This is a genomic window from Pseudomonas sp. P5_B2, from assembly GCF_056400445.1.
The window spans coordinates 1-3,244 of record NZ_JBFULH010000460.1 but is presented as its reverse complement, the minus strand read 5'-3'; the positions used below and the strand labels follow the sequence as shown (position 1 = coordinate 3,244).

The following is a 3,244-nucleotide window of genomic DNA, read 5'->3' as shown; positions in this document are numbered from 1 at the left end:
GTTTGGTGCCGATGCTGTCCGACATGCGCCCAGCCATGGGGCGGCTGAGCAGGGTGGCCAGGTATTGCGAGCCAATGGTCAGCCCCGCGATGATCGCGCTGAAACCCAGTTGCTCATGCACATATCCCGGCAACACGGCAATCGGCAGGCCGATGCAGAGGAAGGCAATAAAGGTATAAAAAACGATGGAGACGATCTGCAGGGTAATCGCCAGGGAGCTTTGCGGGGGCAGTTGCTGCGCAGACATGAGGGCTCGTTCGCGGGCGGCGGTGGGAGAGTTGCATCATGGCTTGGGTTGAAAACAAAAGGAAGCAGGCTAACTATTTTGTCTGAGTATTTTTTGTTGTCCTTAAGGTCCCCTTCGCGAGCAAGCCCGCTCTCATCATCAGTCTAATTCCTGCGCAAGACACAAGCGGGCTTGCTCGCGAAGGTTTCAGAAGCAGAAGATTATTCGGCCGTGAAATGCAAAAAGCCCCGTCACCAAGACAGGGCTTTTACTTGCCGCTTGCAGCTTGAAACTAATCGCTGCTTTTAAAACACTACACCTTGGCTACGCAGGTAATCATCATAGGTGCCGCTGAAGTCGATCACGCCACTAGGGCTCAACTCGATAATGCGGGTGGCCAACGACGATACGAACTCACGGTCGTGGCTGACAAAAATCAGCGTGCCCGGGTAGTTCTCCAGCGCCAGGTTCAGCGCCTCGATGGATTCCATGTCCAAGTGGTTGGTCGGTTCGTCCATGATCAGCACGTTCGGCTTTTGCAGGATCAGCTTGCCGAACAGCATGCGACCTTGCTCACCACCGGAGATGACCTTGACCGACTTGAGGATCTCGTCGTTGGAAAACAGCATGCGACCGAGAGTGCCGCGAACGATTTGCTCGCCGCCCTGAGTCCACTGACCCATCCAGTCGAACAGGTTACAGTCGTCTTCGAAGTCGTGTGCATGGTCCTGGGCGTAGTAACCCAGTTCCGCAGCGTCGGTCCACTTCACAGTACCGGCATCCGGGGTCAGTTCGTTGACCAGGGTGCGCAGCAGGGTGGTTTTACCGATACCGTTCGGGCCGATGATCGCCACGCGCTCGCCAGCTTCAACCTGGAAGCTGAAATCCTTGAACAGTGGCTTGCCGTCGAAGCCTTTGGCCATGCGCTCGACGATGACCGCCTGACGGTGAAGCTTCTTGGTTTGTTCGAAACGGATGAACGGGCTCACACGGCTCGAAGGCTTGACTTCGGCCAGTTGGATCTTGTCGATCGCCTTGGCGCGGGAGGTGGCCTGCTTGGCTTTCGAGGCGTTGGCCGAGAAGCGGCTGACGAACGACTGCAGTTCAGAGATCTGCGCTTTCTTCTTGGCGTTGTCCGACAGCAGTTGCTCGCGGGACTGGGTCGCCACGGTCATGTACTCGTCGTAGTTGCCCGGGAACAGACGCAATTCGCCGTAATCCAGGTCAGCCATGTGGGTGCACAYGCTGTTCAGGAAGTGACGGTCGTGAGAGATGATGATCATCAGGCTGGAGCGCTGGGTCAGAATGTTTTCCAGCCAGCGGATGGTGTTGATGTCCAGGTGGTTGGTCGGCTCGTCGAGCAACAGCACTTCAGGATCGGAGAACAGAGCCTGCGCCAGCAATACGCGCAGTTTCCAGCCTGGAGACACTTCGCTCATCGGGCCAAAGTGTTGCTCGATGCCGATACCCAGGCCCAGCAACAGTTCACCGGCACGGGATTCGGCGGTGTAGCCGTCCATTTCGGCGAACTCGGTTTCCAGCTCGGCCACGGCCATGCCGTCTTCTTCGGTCATTTCCGGCAGCGAGTAGATACGATCGCGCTCGGCCTTGACCTTCCACAGCTCTTCGTGACCCATGATCACGGTGTCGATCACGGTGAATTCTTCGTAGGCGAACTGGTCCTGGCGCAATTTACCCAGACGCACGTTCGGCTCGAGCATGACCTGGCCACCGGAAGGCTCAAGGTCGCCACCGAGGATTTTCATGAAAGTCGACTTGCCGCAACCGTTAGCGCCGATCAGGCCGTAGCGGTTGCCCGCTGCGAATTTGACCGAAACGTTTTCGAAAAGCGGCTTGGCGCCGAACTGCATCGTGATATTAGCTGTAGAGATCAATTACCTTACCTTTCAATAGCTTAGGTTGCGCTTATTTAAGCTGGGACCAATTTGGGACCAATTTGGAGTTTTTCCAATTCACTCCAATCTGAGCTTGAGTTGATCCAACGCGCATAAGTAGACAGCAACATCTGCACGCTATGGCCGAGTTGCTGGGAAATGAATGCGGGGTTCATGCCAGACATAATGCATATTGTCGCATAGGTATGACGACAGTTGTATGGCGGTCTGTGTCGCAATCCCAAGGCTTTTAGGGTCGGCTTCCACTGCTTGTGCAGGTCGGACGTCTGCCTGACGTACTCGCTGTTCTTTGATGGCGGAAAGATGAAGGGGGTTTCAAGGATCTTTCCTGCCCCTTTTTTCCGACGTTCTGCATATTTTTTGGCGAACTCTAGTGCGTGCAATGCCCGCACGTTGAGTAAAACAAAACGATCACCGCCAGTTTTTGTGCGCTCCACCACTTCCCCCAAGGCAATCCCGCGACAGACGTGGGCGGTCCTTTTCTCCATGTTCACCGCATCCCACCGCAAAGCCAGGGCCTCAGATAGACGCAGGCCCGTGAAAAACACAAACTCGAAAAATGCCGCATAGATAGTGCTGGGCCAGTGCTCGTGCTGGTACATCTTCGCGATAATCGCGTTGGCTTCGTCCAGGCTGAAGGGGTCAATCTCTTTTCTGCTCCGCTTTGGAAGCTCAAGTGGCGCCGCTGGGTTTTTCGCCAGGAGCTCTTCGGACACGGCTGATTTGAGGATTGTCGAAAGCTTGACCAGAGCATTGCGCTTTACCGCGGGCGACGACCATTTGATGCCGGCCATCGTGCGGCGGAGGAGAGTAGTGGTGATCAGATCAATCCGGACCAGTGCAAGGGTGGGCATCCAGTACAGGTTCAGCGCCCCCTTGTAGCCAAGCTTCGTACCACCGACAATTTCGCGACTGTCCAGCCAGAGTTGGGCATATTCACCAAAATTGATTTTCCCACCTGCAACGTTGATAGAGCCAGGGAAAAGCTCGGCGTACTTGTCGTCGTCGAGCAAGCCCAGCTTGATTAGGCTGTTTACCTGATCACTAATTTGTGCGGCTGATTTGATGCCTTTCTGTGTCTCGGGGTAGGGGAGCGTTTCGC

The 3,244-nt window shown here is 55.5% G+C and carries 2 protein-coding genes and 1 pseudogene; all 3 read right to left on the bottom strand.

Going from position 1 to position 3,244, the window contains the following annotated elements:
- Window positions 1-247: pseudogene (locus tag AC1DRJ_RS22355) on the bottom strand (MFS transporter); the annotation flags it as partial.
- 284 nt (window positions 248-531) lie between these two features.
- Complete coding sequence (locus AC1DRJ_RS22350; protein ID WP_477804054.1) at window positions 532-2,121, bottom strand: ABC-F family ATPase; 1,590 nt, start codon at window positions 2,119-2,121, stop codon at window positions 532-534.
- 35 nt (window positions 2,122-2,156) lie between these two features.
- Window positions 2,157-3,244, bottom strand: a 1,088-nt coding sequence (locus AC1DRJ_RS22345) for a tyrosine-type recombinase/integrase (RefSeq protein WP_477804053.1), incomplete at its 5' end; no start/stop codon positions are given.